The following is an 18,528-nucleotide window of genomic DNA, read 5'->3' as shown; positions in this document are numbered from 1 at the left end:
AAGGGCAATTATTAATTAACCAACCAAATTATTTAGTTAATTCAAAACTAACTTTCTTATCGGCAGTTGAACTTCCTCCTACGAAAATATCAAACTGTCCAGGTTCTGCTACGGATTGTAAATCAGAGTTATAAAATTTTAAATCTTCAACCGTGATCTCAAAAGTAACCGTTTGCTTTTCGCCTTTTTTAAGTGTTATTTTTTGGAAACCTTTTAATTCTTTAACTGGTCTTGTTACTGAGCCAACTAAATCCCGAATGTATAATTGAACCGTTTCTTTTCCGTCAAAATTTCCGGTATTGCTTACATCAACAGTTACTTTTAATTTGTCGCTGAAATTCATTTTATCAGAAGAAATTTTCAGGCTTGAATATTCAAAAGTGGTATAACTTAAACCAAAACCAAATGGAAATAATGGTTCGTTTCTTTCGTCGATATAATTGGATCTGAATTTTTCGAATTTTCCTTCTGTATTAGAAAGTGGTCTTCCTGTGTTTTTGTGTGCATAATAAATTGGAATCTGACCTACGCTTCTTGGAAAAGTTGTTGTTAATTTTCCTGAAGGATTTACATCTCCAAATAGGACATCGGCAATAGCATAACCAGCTTCACTACCTGCAAACCAAACATTTAAAATAGCTGGAACAGTAGCATTTTCGTCATTTATAACTAATGGACGTCCATTAAATAAAACTAAAACTACTGGTTTTCCAGTTTTTAATAATGCGTTTAATAAATCTTTCTGTGCTTGTGGAATTTCTAAGTTTGTACGGCTGCTAGATTCCCCACTCATTTCAGAAGATTCCCCCAATGCCGCAACAATTATATCAGATTGTTCAGCTACTTTTAACGCTTCGGCGATTAATTCTTCTTTAGGACGAGGATCACGATTTAAGGTTTTGCCAAACATGGTTGCATTGGTTTCAAAAGTTTCATCATAATCTAAATTACTTCCTTTAGCATATAAAACTTTGGTAGAATTTCCTGCTACTTCTTTAATTCCTGCCAAAAGCGAAATTGCATTTTCCATTTTTGTAGCCACACTCCAGGTTCCCGGCATGTTTTCTTTGGCATCTGCCAATGGTCCGATAAGGGCAATAGTTCCAGTTTTTTTAAGGGGTAATACCTGATTTTGATTTTTTAATAAAACCAATGATTGTGCTGCGATCTGGCGTGCTTCTTTTCTGTTATCTGCTGTAAAAATTTCTGTTTTAGCTCTTTTATCATCACAATATTTATACGGATCGTGGAATAATCCTAAGTCATATTTTGCTTCTAAAATCAATTTAACGGCATTATCAATTGTTTCGATTGTTACTTTTTTCTCGTCTAATGATTTTTTCAAAGTACTTAAGAAGCCATCTCCTACCATATCCATTTCAACTCCAGCATTTAATGACATTGCCGAAACTGTTTGAAGATCACCTATTCCGTGTGCTATCATTTCAGGAATTCCTGTAAAATCGGTAACCACAAAACCTTTAAAACCCCATTGTTTTCTTAAAACATCTGTCATTAGCCATTTATTTCCTGTGGCTGGAATTCCGTCAATTTCATTGAAAGATGCCATAACCGATCCAACACCAGCATCAACTGCTGCTTTATAAGGAGGGAAATAATCATTAAACATTCGGATACGGCTCATGTCGACCGTGTTGTAATCTCGTCCGCCTTCGGGAGCGCCGTATAATGCAAAGTGTTTAACACAGGATAAAATTGAATTGTTTTTTGAAAGGTCATTTTGCTGATATCCATTCACCATAGCTTTGGCAATTTGACTTCCTAAATACGGATCTTCTCCTGAACCTTCAGAAACTCTTCCCCAGCGTGGGTCACGGGAAATATCAACCATAGGGGAGAAGGTCCAGTTGATGCCGTCGGCACTTGCTTCCTGAGCTGCAATTTGAGCACTTCTTTCTATTAAGTTCATATCCCAAGTACAAGATAAACCTAAAGGAATAGGAAAGGTGGTTTCGTATCCGTGGATAACATCCATTCCAAAAATCAACGGAATTTTCAAGCGGCTTTTTTCGACTGCAATCTTTTGCGCTTCTCTAATTTTTTGTACTGATTTAATATTAAATAAACCGCCCACCTTACCTTCTGCAATTTTTATTGCCACATCAGAACTAGTGGATTGACCAGTGGTAATATCTCCGGATGTTGGTAAATTTAATTGTCCTAATTTTTCATCCAAAGTCATTTTTGACAATAATTCGGATATAAATTCGGTTTTTGGCTGAATTTTAACTGCTTTTTTATTTTGCTTCTTTTGGCTATATCCTAAGAAAGCTGAACCTAAGAGAATTACAATTAATGTTTTTTTCATTTTATTTATTTATTTATTTTTATTTTGTTTGAACATCCAGTCATAAATGTCTGGATTGTCATATACTTTTGACCAACTATCATGAGCTGCATCATCAAAAATTGTAAGTTGAACATTCGAATTACAACTTTTTAACTTTTTATAAATGGCTATGGAATAATCCACATGAACTACATCATCAAGGAGTCCGTGAAAAATTCGGGTAGGGATGTCCTTGATTTTACAATTCTCAATCATTGGAATTCTGTCAACAAATCCCGCAATGGGTACTAATGCCGCAAAAGTTTCCGGATGTGCAAAAGCAAGATTCCAAGCGCCCCAAGCTCCCATACTAAGACCCGTTAGATAAATTCTGTTGCTATCAATATTGTTTTCCTTTTGGATTTTTAAAATCAAACGGTACAATACTTCTTCATTCCAATATTCATTCTCTGGACATTGAGGAGCCAAAACATAACTGTCCAATTCATGCGTTTTTAAGTATTTAAACGGACCGTGCACTTTTACTTTTTCAATATCGGTTCCTTTTTCGCCAGATCCATGAAGAAAAATAATCAAAGGCTTTTTTTCTTTGGTATTTGCCGGTAGGTGCAAGGCATAGCTTAATTCGTGTTTTTCAACAATCTCGGTTTTTAATTTTCCATTGACATCCGATTGTGAAAAGGAATGCAACGAAAATAAAAGAGCTACTACTAAAATTTTATACTTCATTTTTTTTAAAAATTATATTTTCCAGAATGAAAACCTAGATTCAACAAGCCTTGTTTTACCTCGGGGGCATTCATGAATAATTTCCATAATAAACCGGTACGATAGTTCTCAATCATGGGGGCTATCGTTCCCTGGTCTATAGCCAAATATCGAGGCGTAACCCAATTATAATGTGGCGAAAATGCATCATAAGGGCCTGCAATTCCAATATGGGTACTTTTCTTTTCATTGTATAAATAATGTAGAAACTTCATGCTCTCAATTGGGGTATAGGGAAAAGAGGATAGTGCGGCTGTGGGAGTAATTACACCCAAATCATTGTCGGTGTCATGGGCAGTATATCCAGTTGTTCCGTCAGCATTTCGGGTATAGCTTGCTGTGAGTCCCCAGCATTTATCAGAGTAACCTTTCCATCCTTTAGGATTCAATATGCTGTGTTGTACCATAATTTTAGCATGGTTTTGTGTCAAAACGCCATAATCGGCATAGTTGTCTTTTAAGCTATTGGGGTCTAATCCCAGGTAAGAATATTGTGCCCAAAACAAAGGACCAGCATTTCCGCTAACGGTGTTGTATTTGAATATTAATGGAATTCCGTACTGTGTTTTTCCGGTTGCAATAGTTCCGTTGCGTGCCCAAGCTTCATGATAAGCTTTAGAGGGAATTGGATGTGTAGTTGAAGCAGCTCCCAAAACATAAGTAATCAAACACTCATTGTATCCTTCTAATTTGAATTTCATTTCCCATTGATAAGTAGGTGACCAATGCCAATACATTGCGTTTTCGCCATTGGTGTACCAGCTCCATTCCACACCTTTCCATAAATTATCCGCTTTGGCAGCTAATATTTTTTCTTGGGTGTTACCGTTTTTAAAATACTCCCGAACGGCAATCAACCCTTGGCATAAGAAAGCGGTTTCAACGATATCTCCACCGTCGTCTTTATTTCCAAAAGTAATGGCTTTTCCTGTGTTTCCATCCATCCAATGTGCCCATGCTCCGTGAAAACGATCTGCTTTTTCGAGAAAATCCATGGCAGTGGTCATCCGGGTTACGGCTTCGGCTCTCGGGATAAAACCTCTTTCCACTCCAACAATCAGGGACATTAACCCAAAACCAGAACCTCCTGTGGTTACTTTATTGGCTTCAAATCCTGGATTATCGGTATGATAGCGTTCTCTGCCTAATTTTGAATTGGGTTCAGCATAATCCCAAAAATATTTTATGGCATCTTTTTGAACCTTATCCAGTACTTCAGCATCAGTTAATGGTTTTACGGGTATAATTGGATTTGTTGGTAATGGTGTTCCTCCGTTTTTTCCTCCCTCGGGTGAAGAAGAGGAACACGACATGAAAACACTTAAAAAAACAATTATATTTAAACTGATTTTCATTTTTATAGTTTTTAGGGTATTAATGGAGTAAAAACTACACCTAGCATTTTACTCTAGGTGTAGGTTAAAGAATTGCTATCTTTTGTCCTTCTCTAATTTGTAAAGAGCAGCAACTTCATTATTTGCAAGTGCTACATCATAAATTCTAAACTCGTCCAATAATCCTGCATAACTCGTTGCCCATGCTTGATCTGAACCATTATTTAAAGGAGGTGTTGTTTCAAATTGGTGGTTTCCAAAAACCACTTTTCCATTTGTACCTGTCATTTGAAATACACCATATTTTGGAGCATTATTTGGATTATCAGCACCTCCGGGGTTATTTGCATACCACAAAGTATTACCACTTAAGTTTGTACTTATTGCTCCATTTGTATAGCATGAAATCGTACTTGTTTTAGAATCATAAGCAAGAACAACATGAACCCAAGTATTTAAACTATTATCAATATTCATAATGATACTTTGTGATTTCCAAACAACGCCAGTTCTTCCATTCTCTACACCAAGTTTTAATCTTAGTCTGTTTGGATTAGCATTATCTGGATTTTCTAAAAATAAATTCATTGCCCCCCAAAACTCTGTTGGTCTTACTATTGAAAAAATACCCTGAGCTCCTTTTCCTTGTCCGGGACTTCCTCCATCAGGAACTGTATTAGCAGTATTCATCCAAAATGAAATAGAGTAATCATTTAAAGAAGTAATTTTTGCAGTAGCATTTCCTATAGCATATCGAGCCACAGAACTAGAACCCCGATAAGCATTTCCTTTGACACCTTCTGCATAAGCAACATTCATTTCTTCAAAAGCTGTTATATTATTTTTACTATCTGTTAAATTTCCATCAAAACTTAATTTTGAAATTAAGTGAGTTGCTGCAACATCATCAGAACTATCGTAACCGCCAATTGACTCATACGGAATTGGACTGTTTACTTTATCTATACTATCCTCGCAGCTTATAAAAACTGTAGTAGCCAAAACAAGAGAAAGTAAGAAAATAGATTTGTTTTTTTTCATTTTAATTGTTTTTAAGGTTGGTAACCAGGATTTTGAGAAGATAATTTTCCTGCTTGTTTTAAGAACGCTGCTGGAATAGGGAATAATTCATGTTTTCCTTCGATAAATGTTTTTCCATGAACAGTAAAAGCTGCTTTAGCCTGACCTGTTCGAACCAAATCAAAAAATCTATCATGTTCAAAAGCCATTTCCACTCTTCTTTCTTTCCAAATAGCAATTCTAACATCCGCTTGGGATACGGCAGGAGTATCACCTAAATTGGCTCTTTTTCTAATTTCATTCAATAAAGGAATAGCATCTTCTGTCTGCTCTAATTCATTTAAAGCTTCTGCTTTCATCAATAGAACTTCAGCATATCTTAGGTATTTAATATCCACATCGGTTTCCCAAGCAGAGGTATAAGCAGATGAATAGGCTTTGTAATTGTAGCGGTCATTTTCAACTGTCGTTGGAATTACTCTGCCATCATACAAAGTGGTTCCTTTAAAAATAATGGTCGCTTCTTTTCTAACATCATTCGGTTCATAAGCATTTACCAAACTAAGAGAGGGTGTATTGAAACCCCAACCCCAACCACCAGTACCACGTGCACCCTGTGTATTAGAATAGCCTTGAATTCCTTTTGCGGGTATAGTACCATGGGCATAAATTTCAAAAATAGATTCGGAGTCAAATTTTCCAGCAGGTCTAAACATTGTAGCATAATCATTAACAATGGAGTAACCTGTAACTTTATCACAATTATCAACAACTTTTTGCCATTTTTTCTGGTACAAATTTACTTTTGCTAATAAAGCGTATGCAGCACCTTTTGATGCTCTGGATTTTTCATTTGGTCCATAAGCTGATTTTTCTGGTAAAGCAGCAATGGCGTCATTCAAGTCATTTTCGATAAAAGCATACACCTCAGCAGCTGTTTTGCGGGTTAATTGCATTATTCTATCTGCATCTGAACCTGGAACTGGCAGATGATCTACAATTGGTACACCTCCATAACATTTAACTAAGGTGAAATACATAAAAGCTCTTAAAAACTTGGCTTCTCCAGCTAATCTGGCTCTTAAATTTGCATCTGCTTTGTCTAATTTTGGAAGGATATTTAGGGCTTGATTGCATCTGTTAATACCGTCATAATTGGCATTAAAGGTACTTTCAACAGAAGGGTTCGATTCATTGTAAGTCAAAGCATCTAATACATCTTTGTCGGTTCCTGTGTCTCCTGGAGATGATCCCTTATCAGCATCATCTGAGGCGATACTCGACAAACCAATCCAACCAAATGAAGTCATATCCCAATTTAAGAATTTGTTATATATTGAGGTCACAAACTGACTTGCTCCTGCGTCATTGTTATATAATTCAATATCATCTGTAGAAACAGATTCTGTTTGATTTACGTCTAAAAATTCGTCTGCACAGCCTGTAAAAAAGAATGCTGATACTACAAACGTTGCTATATATATCTTTTTCATAATATTAAAATTTTAAGTTAGCACCAATTACAAATGATCTCAAAGTTGGATAAGCATCTAACTCTACGCCTTGTGTTCCATAAGGATCACCATTACCGTTTAATTCAGGAGAAAATCCGGAGAATTTTTGAGTAATAAATGGGTTAATTGCATTCAAATAAATGCGGCAGGAGTTAATAAAACTATTCTCTTGAAATGGTATTTTATATCCTACTGTAATGTTATTGATTCTAAAGAAATCTCCCGATTCTAAATAATAAGTTGAAGCAACAGGCACTTGATTGAATGGTGCTGGATTTGAAGCCGTCAAATTGTTTGATGTCCAGAAATCCATTGCCAGAGATTCTTCGATATTTTCACCTGCAAAACGTTGTGCTTTTTTACCATTATAGACTTTTGCTCCATTAGTTCCGTAACCATCTACAGAAAAATCAAAGTTTTTGTAGACTAGTCCTAATGTTACTCCATAATTAGATTTAGGTAAAATAGAGCCAACATATTTTCTGTCTGTAGTTTGATTCAAAGCATCTTGAGTCACTTTTTCGCCTGCGGCATTAAAGTATTGCATTTTTCCATTTGTAGTATCAAAACCGGCATATTCATAAATATAAAAACTTCCTAATGGTTGACCTATTGAAGTATTATCTAGTAATTTGGTGTTTTGACCGTTACCTAGTCCTCCACCAATAACAGGGGATAAAATAACATTTTTCAAAGCTGTAAGTTCATTTTTATTATTCGAAAAGTTTCCACCAACCCAATAACTAAAATTCTCACTGATTTTATCGTCCCAACGTAGAGAAATCTCATATCCTTTGTTTGAAACTTCACCTACGTGTGCTGGTGATACATTTGTAATTCCAGATGTAGAGTAAGGTCTTGTGTTTAAAATTACATTCGACGTATTCTTGTCGTATAAGTCAAAAGATCCTTTTAATTTACGATCTAAAAGTTCGAAATCTAAACCAATGGAAGCTTCTTCTGTAATTTCCCATGATAAACTTGGGTCGATTTGAGAGTTAATAGTTGTACCTTCATTTAAAATTGAACCGCCCAAAAAGGCATTCTGTCCCGAAGTATAACTTGCTCTATTAAGCGGTATATTTTGATTTCCTAATTTACCCCAGCCTCCTCTTAATTTCAATAAATTAATCGTTTTAGAATCTATAAGAAAGTCTTCTTTTGAAATAATCCAACCTAAACCAAAGGCAGGAAAGGTACCCCAACGATAGTCTTTACCAAAATTAGAAGATCCATCACGTCTAACGGTTCCTGTTGCTAAATATCGATCCATCAATTTGTATTGAAAACGTCCTAAATAAGAGGCAAGCCTTACTTCATTAAAAACTTCATCTTTATAACTTGTAATATTTGTAGCATATTCAACATCTTTTAAAGACCAGTAGTTTTGATTTGCATTAACATTTTTTCTGGCAATATTTAATTTTTCTCTGGCTCCTCTAACATTAGATTCAATACCAGCTGTTACTTCAATATCATGAATTTCAGCAAATACCTTATTATATGTTAAATAGTTTGACAGGTTCCAATTATAATATTCTTCTCTGCCCTTTGTTAGTAAATTTATATTTGCATTAGGAAATTCTTTTTCATAATCTCCATTCATTTTGTTAGGGTTTGCAGCTAGCCAAATGTTTTTAGTATCTTCATAATTATATTGTTTCCAGGTATAAAATTCTCCGTTAAATTGTGATGTGAATTTTAAAGATTCTACAATTTCATAATCTAATTTTAAACCACCTTGGAAAGTTTGGCTTCTTTGCTGCTCATTAAAAAAGTCAAGTTGAGCTACAGGATTACCAACGTTGTTAAATGATGATCCTGTTTGACTGGCAAATCCATCAGGACCAACTCTCGATACTCCATATTTTCCATCAGAAAAACGAACTGGGACAATTGGAGATTGTTTGTACGCATTTGTAAATGCTCCAAGTGGTTTAGGTGTAGATTTTGTAGAGGTGAAGCTAAAATTTTGATTTAAAGTCAGTTTCTTAGAAATTTTATATTCATTGTTGTTTCTAAAAGTTGTACGACCATAATCTAATCCGTTTAAAACTGCTTTTTCTTCATAATTTCCTAAGCTAAAAAAGTATTTAATATTTTCAGAGGCTCCTGAAACAGAAACGTTGTTTTGAGCATAACTACCAGTTCTTGTAATTTCATCAAACCAATCAGTATTTATTGGTTGATCTTGGGAGAAAGTAGTAGCCTGTAAAGCAGAGTTTGTATAGTGTGCATACTTATTACTACCAGCCATTTTTACTTTTTTTAATGGCTCTCTTATACCAGCATAACTTTCTACTTCTACAGAAACTTTATCACCTTTACCTTTTTTTGTGGTAATAATTATAACCCCGTTTGCAGCTCTAGTACCATAAATTGCTAATGCTGAAGCATCTTTTAAAATGTCATAGGAAGTAATATCATTTGTGTTAATATTATTGATATTCTCTGTTGGCATTCCATCAACAACATATAAAGGCGTTCTTCCTCCTAATGCGGTACCTAAACCTCTAATAACAACTGAGGGAGTGCTTCCTGGTAAGTCGGACGAAATTACTTGTACACCAGCTGCTTTCCCTTGAATGGCCTGCGAAGCATTCAATACTTTAGTTTTGCTAATTTCTTCTGAAGAAATGGAAGAAATAGCAGTAGTATTATCCACTTTTTTTCGTGTTCCATACCCAATAACCACTACTTCTTTCAGATTAGTATCTTCAGATTCTTTTAAGGCGATATTCATTAATCCCGAAGAAGCCGGTATTGAAACGGTTTCAAAACCTAACATTGAAACTTTTAATGTTTCATTAATTTTGGCATTGATTGTAAAATTTCCGTCAAAATCGGTATCAACATTTGTTTTGGAGTCTTGAGCAATAATAATGGCTCCGGGGATTCCCAATCCACTACCATCTACTACTTTTCCTTTGATAACTTGACCCGACATATAAGCGGGTAACAGTAATAGTGCTAAAAAGCTAAAAATAAAATTTCTCATAAGTTTTTGATCGTTTGAGTTAGTGGAGCTAAATTAGGTAATTACAACGTTGTAGTACATCATGAAGCCCTACTACATAAGTACATCAAAATCAAAAAAATAAGATTTAATCTATTGTATGACAGTTGTTTAACGATATGTTAAAATGGCTTTAACATATCGTTATGATGTAGTAATGATGTGTTGTAATACTCTATAAAAAGTGCTTTAAAAATAAAATATCTGTAAAAATTAATGAGATAAATTATATATTAAGTAAAAACTTAGACAAGTTTTCTTCCTGAGAGAGGCTTAATTTCTTTCTTAAACGGTAACGATGCAGCTCTACACCTCGAAATGAGATATTCATCAAGGGTGCAATTTCTTTAGATGAAAGATTCATTTTAAGATAAACACATAGTTTTATATCCTTTGGAGTAAGGTTTGGAAACTTTTTAGATAGACTAATAATAAATTCATTATGAATTTGATTTAGATTAGTTTCGAAGATTTCCCACTCGTGTTTGTTTACTTGATTAATTTTAATTGCTTTTTTGATTTCACTTTTTAGTTTGTTAAAATCTTTTTCAGAATCTAAAATTTTTTGAATGTTATCAATCATTTCACTCTGTTTGGCTATGGATAATGATTTTCCAGCCACCTCTGAAGATTTGGTTTGCAATTCGAGTTCCAGAATGTGTTTTTCATATTCCTGAATGTTCAACTCGTTTTCTGCTTTCAATTCCATTTCTAGAATTTTTTTCTGATGTTTAAGTTCTTCTTCTTGTAAATTTAATTTTTGGATGTAATGCAATGCGTTCCATTTATAATAGAAAAAGAAAACGATTCCAATTAAAACAAAATACAATAGTATCATCCCAAAAGAAAAATACCAGGGTTGTGCTACTTTAAAATCAAAACTAGAAAGCTCCTCATAACTAACTCCATCGTGTTTATAGATCACAACTGAATGAAGTCCGCTGCTTAAGTTGTTCAGTACAATCAAACCATCCATTACGGGAGTAAAATCTTTAGCGTCATTAATTTTGTAAAACAAATTGGGTTTACTTGCGCCATAAATTCCTGAAACCACATGAATTCTTAATTCGGAATTAAAATCTATTTTATTATTTTCATGTACAAGACCTTGGTCGTTAAAAGCTTCTATTTTAAGTATTATATTTTGCTTGTTTATATTTTTTAATTGAAATGAAATAAAACCATCATCTAAATTCAATAAAAAATTATTTTGGTCTCTAAAAATCTTTAAGTTATCATTAATTAATTTTCCTTTGTAATATTTTTCTTGAATTATGTTCCAAATGAATTTATTACCCTTTGCATAAATATGATACAAAATTCCATCTTGCAGTACCATAAAGTGACTTTCGTTAAGAGCAATAACATCCGAAATGTTTTTGAAATTTTCATTAAACAATTGGTTTTTTTCTAGCTTATTGGTCAATGAATTGTAGGTGTACCAAGAACTGTTAATCAAGAAGAGAATTTCTTTTCTAAATTCTAAAATTTTGACTCCAAAATCATTTTTTATCTTGCTTAGTTGCGTAATGTTCTCAGTTTTTAGTATCTTATAATTGTCATCAAACAAAACACGGTATAATCCTCGATAATTATCGGCAGCAAAAATTTCGTTTTGTTTATTTTGTGCTACATATTTTATGGGTTTCAGGACATCTCTAATTATTTTATGTTCGTTTAAATTAGTAGCGTTATCATAAACTAAAACGCCACTGTAAGTGGACTGAAAATAGATGTTGTTAATACTGCTTTTTGATAAATTCCAGCCTCCTTTTACATTGTTTAGTTTATAAAATAATCCTTTATCGTAACAGAATGTTCCATCATTATGACCAATAACATATTTATCATTAATTTTAGTAATATTCCATGCTTGTCCTTGAGTATTGGGAATCATTTTAAATTTGCTTGATTCATATTCAAAAACTCCATGATTTGAAGCAATCAGATAGCCTTTATTTGTGGTTGCAACCGAATACACCGAACCTAAAATTCCGGAATTATCGTAAAATATAGAAATTGGAGAATTTATTTCAACATGAGCAATACCATTGTCTAATCCTAGCCACAAGTCGTTCTCTTTGTCAAAACCGATACTCAAAATGGAGTTGTTCATCAAGACATTGTCTCTATCTATATTTTTAAAGGTATTTGAATTCAAATCAAGAACATATATTCCTTTATTGCCTGTGCCAATAATGAGTTGGTTGCTTTTCGTAAACTTTGCTACATTGATAATGGCTGTTTTTAATGTTTCATTTAACGGATTATTCCAAGGTTTAAGTTTGTTATTTTCTTTAATAAAAACCCCCTTTTTCTGAGTGAAAACATATACTTGTTCCTGATGTTTTTCAATGCCATGAACAACGGTGTTTTTAAGAACGTCCCATCCTTTTAGACGAGTAATTTTAGTACCATCCAACTTGAAAACTCCTTTTTCCACTGAGGCTACATACAGGTTTTTATCTACTACAAAACAATAAGATATTAAAAATGGGAATATAATTTTGTGTATTTTTTTACCATTATAAATAAAAATACCATTGAAGGATTGAAAATAAATAGCTCCTTTAAACTTGAAAATTTTCCAAATTTCTTCATTATCTTTTTCATCAAATAACTGCAGTTTTTGGGAAATTGATACATAATGCATCTTACCCTCTTTTCTTTGCCAGTAACCAAATTCTTTATAAGATCCGGAGTAAATTTTATCACCTTCAACCATGATCGAACGAATGATAGTTTTATTAGGAAGTGTGTGTTTTTCCCATATCACTCCGTCATATCGCAATAAATAATGATTATTAGCAAAATACATTGCCTTGTCATTTCCTTGTACAACATTCCAAATTTGATTATCACCCTGATAATTTGATTTATTATAGTTTTCAACAAATGGGAGTATTTTTTGGGAATACGAACAATAATTTTGAATTATAATTAAGATGAGTATTAATGTTTTTGTTTTGAGCATTTTGTAAAAATAATATGATTGTTATTTTTATTAAGTTTTTAGAAGTAGAGTTCATTTTGCTACAACAGTATTTGAAGTTGTATTCTAACTTTCTACTTGTGTTCCTGATGTTTTTATCCAAATTTAAATTGATAAAGATATATTAAACTTAGTAGAACTTTAAATATAATATTGAAACTACGTAACTTGTTTTATTGAAAAATATTTTTTTTTTGAAAATTTTTAATTCTTTATTTTGATTAAAAATATTGAATATCCTCCTAGATGTGATTGTTCTCTAAGGTTTAACTAATTGATTATTAGTATTAATTTTTTTATTTTATTAAAAATAAACACACCTCGTTAAGTATTGATTTGTTTAGTATATGGTATAAAAAAACCCGAAAACAAATCAGTTTTCGGGTTTAAGTGGAGTCGCCGGGAATCGAACCCGGGTCCAAACAAGCAATTAAAGAGCTTTCTACACGTTTATTTCCTGATTAGATTTTCGATAGTTTGCTAGGCCAGAAACAGCCACAAACTACTTATCTTCTTAATTTTCGAAAACCACCCGAAGCTCATGGAAATCTAGGTTTATTTTTACGGTTCCCCTAAACTGAACGCCACAAACCAAGGCTTTCAAGGAGAATCCAGCTTCCCTATCTGATAGGGACGTGGCGCAATCGTACTATAATTCGGATTATGCAGCTAAAGCGTAGTTATTTTCGCCGTGTAAAAGTGTAAGATCTTATATTTACGAGCAAGGTCTCAATGCTCGACGTGCTTACTGTTCAATTCGACTTGCTGTCAAAACCAGTCGACCCCAGTTTTCAAAAATTAATTTGAGTGTGCAAAAGTACAATTTTTAACTTAATAATTAGCCCCAACCCTTATATCAATTGCAAAAATTATTCCTCTTTATCGTCTTTACCTAATTTAAATGGATAATCACCAAATAACGGAGCTAGTTTCCGAACCTGATACGTCTTTGTAGTAAACTTATTTGATAAGGCAATAATGGTTACATTTTCCTTTAATAAGGTGATATAAGAAGAGGTATTGCCATGCCACCATCCGTTATGGAAATAGAAATTTTGTCCTGTTTCCCAATTGATCATTCTTATTCCTAATCCATAGTTTTTTTGACCTTTATGTTCGTTACTAAAAGGAGTATAAACCAGTTTAAGTAAATTTGGACTTAAGAAATTTGGTGAATTTCGAGCCAATTCAAATTTTAATAAATCTCGAGGAGTAGAGTAAATGTTTTTATCTCCATAAACGGCATCAAGATAATCTTTTCCTATTTCTACTTTATTGCCTTTGTATGATGTAACGGCAGTGTCTTTGTCTTTTTCGTAGTCAAAAACATAGGTGTGATTCATTTCCAATGGTTTAAAAATCATGCGTTCCATTGCTTTTTTATAGCTAAGGCCTGTTACTTTTTCGATAATAAGGGCTAAAACGGCATAATTAGTATTGCAATAACTAAAACGAGCGTCAGTCCTAGATTCTAATCCAATTTCTTTTGTTGCCATCAAATGGACTATATCTTTGTTACTTAAGATATCATGTCTATCCCAAACACCATCTTTTTTATCCGTAAAATAAGCATAATTACGCATTCCGCTCCTGTGATTTAAAAGCGTTTTTACCGTTACATCTGGAAATGGAAAATTAGTGATAATGGTATTTACTTTTTGGTCTAAACCAATTTTTTTAGCATCTATCAATTTCAAAACAGCCGAAGCAGTCAATATTTTACTTACCGATGCTAAGTGGAGTGGAGTAGTAGCGGTAATAGGAGTTTTGTCTCTAAAATTAGCCATGCCTTCGTATTTTTCAAAGATGATCTGACCATTTTTAGCCACAAGAAAACTTCCGTTCATACTGCTATTCGGCCAGGTTTTATTGTAAAAATGCTCAATATTATTTTTCTTAGAATTGATGTATTGAGTCGTTAATTTGGGTAATTGATTTGCAGGAGGTTCCATGTGAGGAAGGGTATCCTTTGGTAATTCTGCATCCGAAAGGACTCCTTTTTTATTCTTTTGGTTACAAGAACTCAAAACTAAAAGAAGCAGGAGTAATTGTAGTATATTTGTCTTTTTTATAAAAATCATTATTTTAGGGCTATATAGGCAAATATATAGAATCAAATGTTTTTGGTCGTTGTTTTTTTAAACGTTAACAGAATTTTTTGAAAGTTTTTAAGGAACTTTTTTATATGTTTTTGGCTTTCAGCTTCTAAAGGCTTTCGATGTTTTTTATAGTATAAAACTCTTTTTTTTATAAAGAGATGATACAATTGGTTTTAACATAAAGTTTAATACACTACATAAAATGAAATTTGGAATAATACAAGAAAGAAAAATCCCAGCCGATCGAAGAGTTGTTTTTTCTCCTACTGAAATAATAAAAATAAAAACATTTTATCCTGATCTTATTATTAAGGTAGAAAGTTCGCCCATTAGAATATTTACCGATTCAGAATACCAAAATGTGGGAGTAGAAATGGTAACTGATATTTCTGATTGTGATGTGCTGTTTGGTGTGAAAGAAGTTCCTGTTGAAAATTTAATACCCAATAAAGCCTATTTCTTTTTTTCGCATACTATAAAAAAACAACCGCATAATAAAACTTTATTACAAGCCATATTAGCAAAACATATTGATCTTTATGATTATGAAACGCTTGTTGATGCTAATAATAATCGTCTAATTGGTTTTGGTCGTTACGCAGGAATAGTGGGTGCTTACAACAGTATTCGTGCTTTCGGAATCAAATTTGAATTGTATAAATTACCTAAAGTCGAAACACTTGAAGGAAAAGAAGATTTAATTCGTCATTTAAAAAGAATTATTATGCCTCCCATCAAGTTTGTAGTTACTGGAAAAGGAAAAGTAGGCAATGGTGTAAAAGAAATTTTGGATGCCATAAAAGTAAAATCGGTTACGGTGGAGCATTTTTTGACTAAAAATTATACACAGCCTGTCTATGTACAAGTTGAAGCCTTGGATTACAACAAAAGAAAAGACGGTAGCATTCAAGAAATCAGTGATTTTTTCCAGAATCCACAAGAATATGAAAGTAATTTTGAGCGGTTTACCAAAGTTTCTGATGTGGTTATTACAGGACATTTTTATGCTAATGATGCACCTCAAATTCTGACCAGAGAAATGCTACAATCCAAAGATTGCAAAATAAAAGTGGTAGGCGATATTTCATGTGATTTGAATGGCCCTATAGCTTGCACCTTGCGTTCTTCAACTATCGAAGAGCCTTTTTATGGTTATTTACCCATAGAAAATAAGGAAGTCGATGTTTTTCATCCTGCGGCAATTGTAGTGATGGCAGTGGATAATTTGCCTTGTGCTTTACCTAAAGATGCCAGCGAAGGTTTTGGCGAAATGTTTCTTGAAAAAGTAATGCCTGCTTTTTTTGATGGCGATAAAGACGGCATTTTAGCTCGTGCAAAAATTACTGAAAATGGCAAGTTAACGTCAAGATTTAGTTATTTGCAAGATTTTGTAGATTCTGAATAACTTTAAAAATTTTAACCGCAAAGTGCGCTAAGATATAGTATTAAGTAAATTTTAAAAAAAAATGCAAAGTTTGCAAAGCTTTGTGAACTTTGCGTTTTATAAACATAATTATTATCAAAACCTTGCGAACTTTGCGGTTAAAAATCACACCATTTCTTCCGGTTTTACCCAATTATCAAAATCCTCAGCAGTTACATAGCCCAGACGAACCGCTTCTTCTTTTAGAGTTGTTCCGTTTTTATGAGCAGTTTGCGCGATTTCGGCAGCTTTGTAATAACCTATTTTAGTGTTTAACGCCGTAACTAACATCAACGAATTGTCGACCAATTCTTTAATTCTTTTATAATTTGGTTCAATGCCTTGAGCGCAATGTTCGTCAAATGAAACGCATGCATCGCCCAGCAATCGAGCCGATTGCAGAAAATTGGCAGCCATCATGGGTTTAAAAACATTCAATTCATAATGACCTTGCATTCCGCCCACGCTAATGGAAACATCATTTCCCATAATTTGGGCACAAACCATAGTTAAAGCTTCGCATTGCGTTGGATTTACTTTTCCAGGCATAATGGACGAACCAGGTTCATTTTCAGGGATCAGAATTTCTCCAATTCCCGAACGTGGTCCTGAAGCCAGCATTCGAATATCATTCGCAATTTTATTCAAAGAAACCGCCAGTTGTTTCAATGCTCCATGCGATTCCACAATTGCATCATGAGCGGCCAAGGCTTCAAATTTATTTTCGGCGGTAAAAAAAGGTAGTCCCGTAAATTCAGCAATGTATTCCGCCACTTTTACGTCATAACCTTTAGGGGTGTTTAATCCTGTTCCTACGGCAGTTCCGCCCAAAGCGATTTCGGATAAATGAGCTAAGGTGTTTTTTAGAGCTTTGATGCCATAATTTAATTGCGCCACATAACCTGAAAGTTCTTGTCCTAAAGTGAGCGGAGTAGCGTCCATTAAATGCGTACGACCAATTTTTACCACAGTTGCAAATTCCTTTGCTTTAGCATCTAATGTATTTCTTAATTTTTCAACTCCAGGAATTGTGATTTCAATAATGGATTTGTAAGCAGCAATGTGCATAGCAGTAGGGAAGGTGTCATTAGACGACTGTGATTTATTAACATCATCATTCGCCTTGATTAATTGTTCTCCTTCACCAATTTCAAATCCTTGTAAAACTTGTGCTCGATTAGCAATCACTTCGTTTAGGTTCATGTTGCTTTGCGTTCCTGAACCGGTTTGCCAAATAACCAATGGAAATTGATTGTCTAATTTTCCAGCAAGGATTTCATCGCAAACTGCGGCAATGGCATCTCTTTTTTCTATTGACAAAACACCCAAATCACAATTGGCGTAAGCAGCTGCTTTTTTAAGATAAGCAAAACCAGCAATGATTTCTTTTGGCATTGAAGCCGATGGTCCTATTTTAAAATTGTTTCTGGAACGTTCTGTTTGAGCGCCCCAATATTTATCGGCAGGAACTTGAACTTCGCCCATGGTGTCTTTTTCGATTCGGTATTTCATAGTTGTAGATAATTTAATGATTTTTTAGAAAATAAGTTCTTGATGAAAACTACTGCCATAGCCCTGATGGGAACGGCATCCTTTTATGTCTTTATTTAAGACATAAAAGATAGAGTGGACAGCAGGAAGTAGCTCCTAAAAACAAAATGAAGCTTAAATGTACATATAAATGTATTTTTATGAAAATTGGCTGTTGTTTTTATTGCTAAGAAAAAAATTAACTGCTACATTTGTGGCTACATTCAAAATTCCGGAAAACATGTTTGAATTTTCACAGTATTTAGGCTTTTTACTTTTCTTAACCATCCTTACAATGGGATTTTGGTTAATGTTTTTTCTAGTTAGCTTCGTATCCTATTGGGTAGGAGGTGCTGCTTGGGAAAGATTCAAAGAAAAGAGAGCAAAAAAACAACAATCTCTATAAATTGAGATTGTTGATAAAAAAGGATTCATGAAAATGAATCCTTTTTTTATGCTAAAAAAATTAAATTACAATAAAAAAAAATCCAAATTCCAAGTGTAAAAGTTGGAATTTGGAA

General features: G+C 33.6%; 10 protein-coding genes and 1 other RNA gene. 1 reads left to right on the top strand and 10 read right to left on the bottom strand.

Going from position 1 to position 18,528, the window contains the following annotated elements; genetic code table 11:
* Window positions 1–28: 28 nt before the first annotated feature.
* From bglX to AAGV28_RS07705, 9 genes are all read right to left on the bottom strand, one after another.
* Window positions 29–2,329, bottom strand: a complete 2,301-nt coding sequence (gene bglX / locus AAGV28_RS07745; RefSeq protein WP_373406248.1) for a beta-glucosidase BglX — start codon at window positions 2,327–2,329, stop codon at window positions 29–31.
* Window positions 2,330–2,338: 9 nt separating this feature from the next.
* Window positions 2,339–3,040 carry a carboxylesterase family protein gene (locus AAGV28_RS07740; protein WP_373406247.1) on the bottom strand — a complete coding sequence of 234 codons (702 nt, stop codon included), beginning with the start codon at window positions 3,038–3,040 and terminating at the stop codon, window positions 2,339–2,341.
* A 5-nt stretch (window positions 3,041–3,045) separates the two neighbouring features.
* Complete coding sequence (locus AAGV28_RS07735; RefSeq protein WP_373406246.1) at window positions 3,046–4,434, bottom strand: glucoamylase family protein; 1,389 nt, start codon at window positions 4,432–4,434, stop codon at window positions 3,046–3,048.
* A 75-nt stretch (window positions 4,435–4,509) separates the two neighbouring features.
* Complete coding sequence (locus tag AAGV28_RS07730) at window positions 4,510–5,454, bottom strand: LamG domain-containing protein (RefSeq protein WP_373406245.1); 945 nt, start codon at window positions 5,452–5,454, stop codon at window positions 4,510–4,512.
* A gap of 11 nt (window positions 5,455–5,465) precedes the next feature.
* Window positions 5,466–6,926 carry a RagB/SusD family nutrient uptake outer membrane protein gene (locus AAGV28_RS07725; RefSeq protein WP_373406244.1) on the bottom strand — a complete coding sequence of 487 codons (1,461 nt, stop codon included), beginning with the start codon at window positions 6,924–6,926 and terminating at the stop codon, window positions 5,466–5,468.
* Between the two features lie 4 nt (window positions 6,927–6,930).
* On the bottom strand, window positions 6,931–9,945 hold the full coding sequence (locus tag AAGV28_RS07720; protein WP_373406243.1) for a SusC/RagA family TonB-linked outer membrane protein: 3,015 nt from the start codon (window positions 9,943–9,945) through the stop codon (window positions 6,931–6,933).
* Window positions 9,946–10,189: 244 nt separating this feature from the next.
* Complete coding sequence (locus tag AAGV28_RS07715; RefSeq protein ID WP_373406242.1) at window positions 10,190–12,937, bottom strand: helix-turn-helix and ligand-binding sensor domain-containing protein; 2,748 nt, start codon at window positions 12,935–12,937, stop codon at window positions 10,190–10,192.
* Between the two features lie 406 nt (window positions 12,938–13,343).
* Window positions 13,344–13,741: a transfer-messenger RNA gene (ssrA, locus tag AAGV28_RS07710) on the bottom strand.
* A gap of 83 nt (window positions 13,742–13,824) precedes the next feature.
* Window positions 13,825–15,036: a serine hydrolase domain-containing protein gene (locus AAGV28_RS07705; protein ID WP_373406241.1), complete on the bottom strand. Its 1,212-nt coding sequence runs from the start codon at window positions 15,034–15,036 to the stop codon at window positions 13,825–13,827.
* Between the two features lie 220 nt (window positions 15,037–15,256).
* On the opposite strand from AAGV28_RS07705, the gene AAGV28_RS07700 reads away from it, so the two are divergent.
* Window positions 15,257–16,459 (top strand): NAD(P)-dependent oxidoreductase, encoded by a 1,203-nt coding sequence (locus AAGV28_RS07700; RefSeq protein WP_373406240.1) that lies wholly within the window; start codon window positions 15,257–15,259, stop codon window positions 16,457–16,459.
* Between the two features lie 144 nt (window positions 16,460–16,603).
* Here the strand turns inward: AAGV28_RS07700 and fumC are convergent, their stop codons facing one another.
* The gene (gene fumC, locus AAGV28_RS07695; RefSeq protein ID WP_373406239.1) at window positions 16,604–17,989 is read right to left on the bottom strand and encodes a class II fumarate hydratase; all 1,386 of its coding nucleotides are present in this window, start codon (window positions 17,987–17,989) and stop codon (window positions 16,604–16,606) included.
* Between the last annotated feature and the right edge of the window lie 539 nt (window positions 17,990–18,528).

It is taken from the genome of Flavobacterium zubiriense (genome assembly GCF_041729725.1).
In the GTDB taxonomy this organism is placed as follows: Bacteria; Bacteroidota; Bacteroidia; order Flavobacteriales; family Flavobacteriaceae; genus Flavobacterium; species Flavobacterium zubiriense.
Note: the sequence above shows the minus strand (reverse complement) of the source record. Positions and strands in the feature narration are given on the sequence as shown.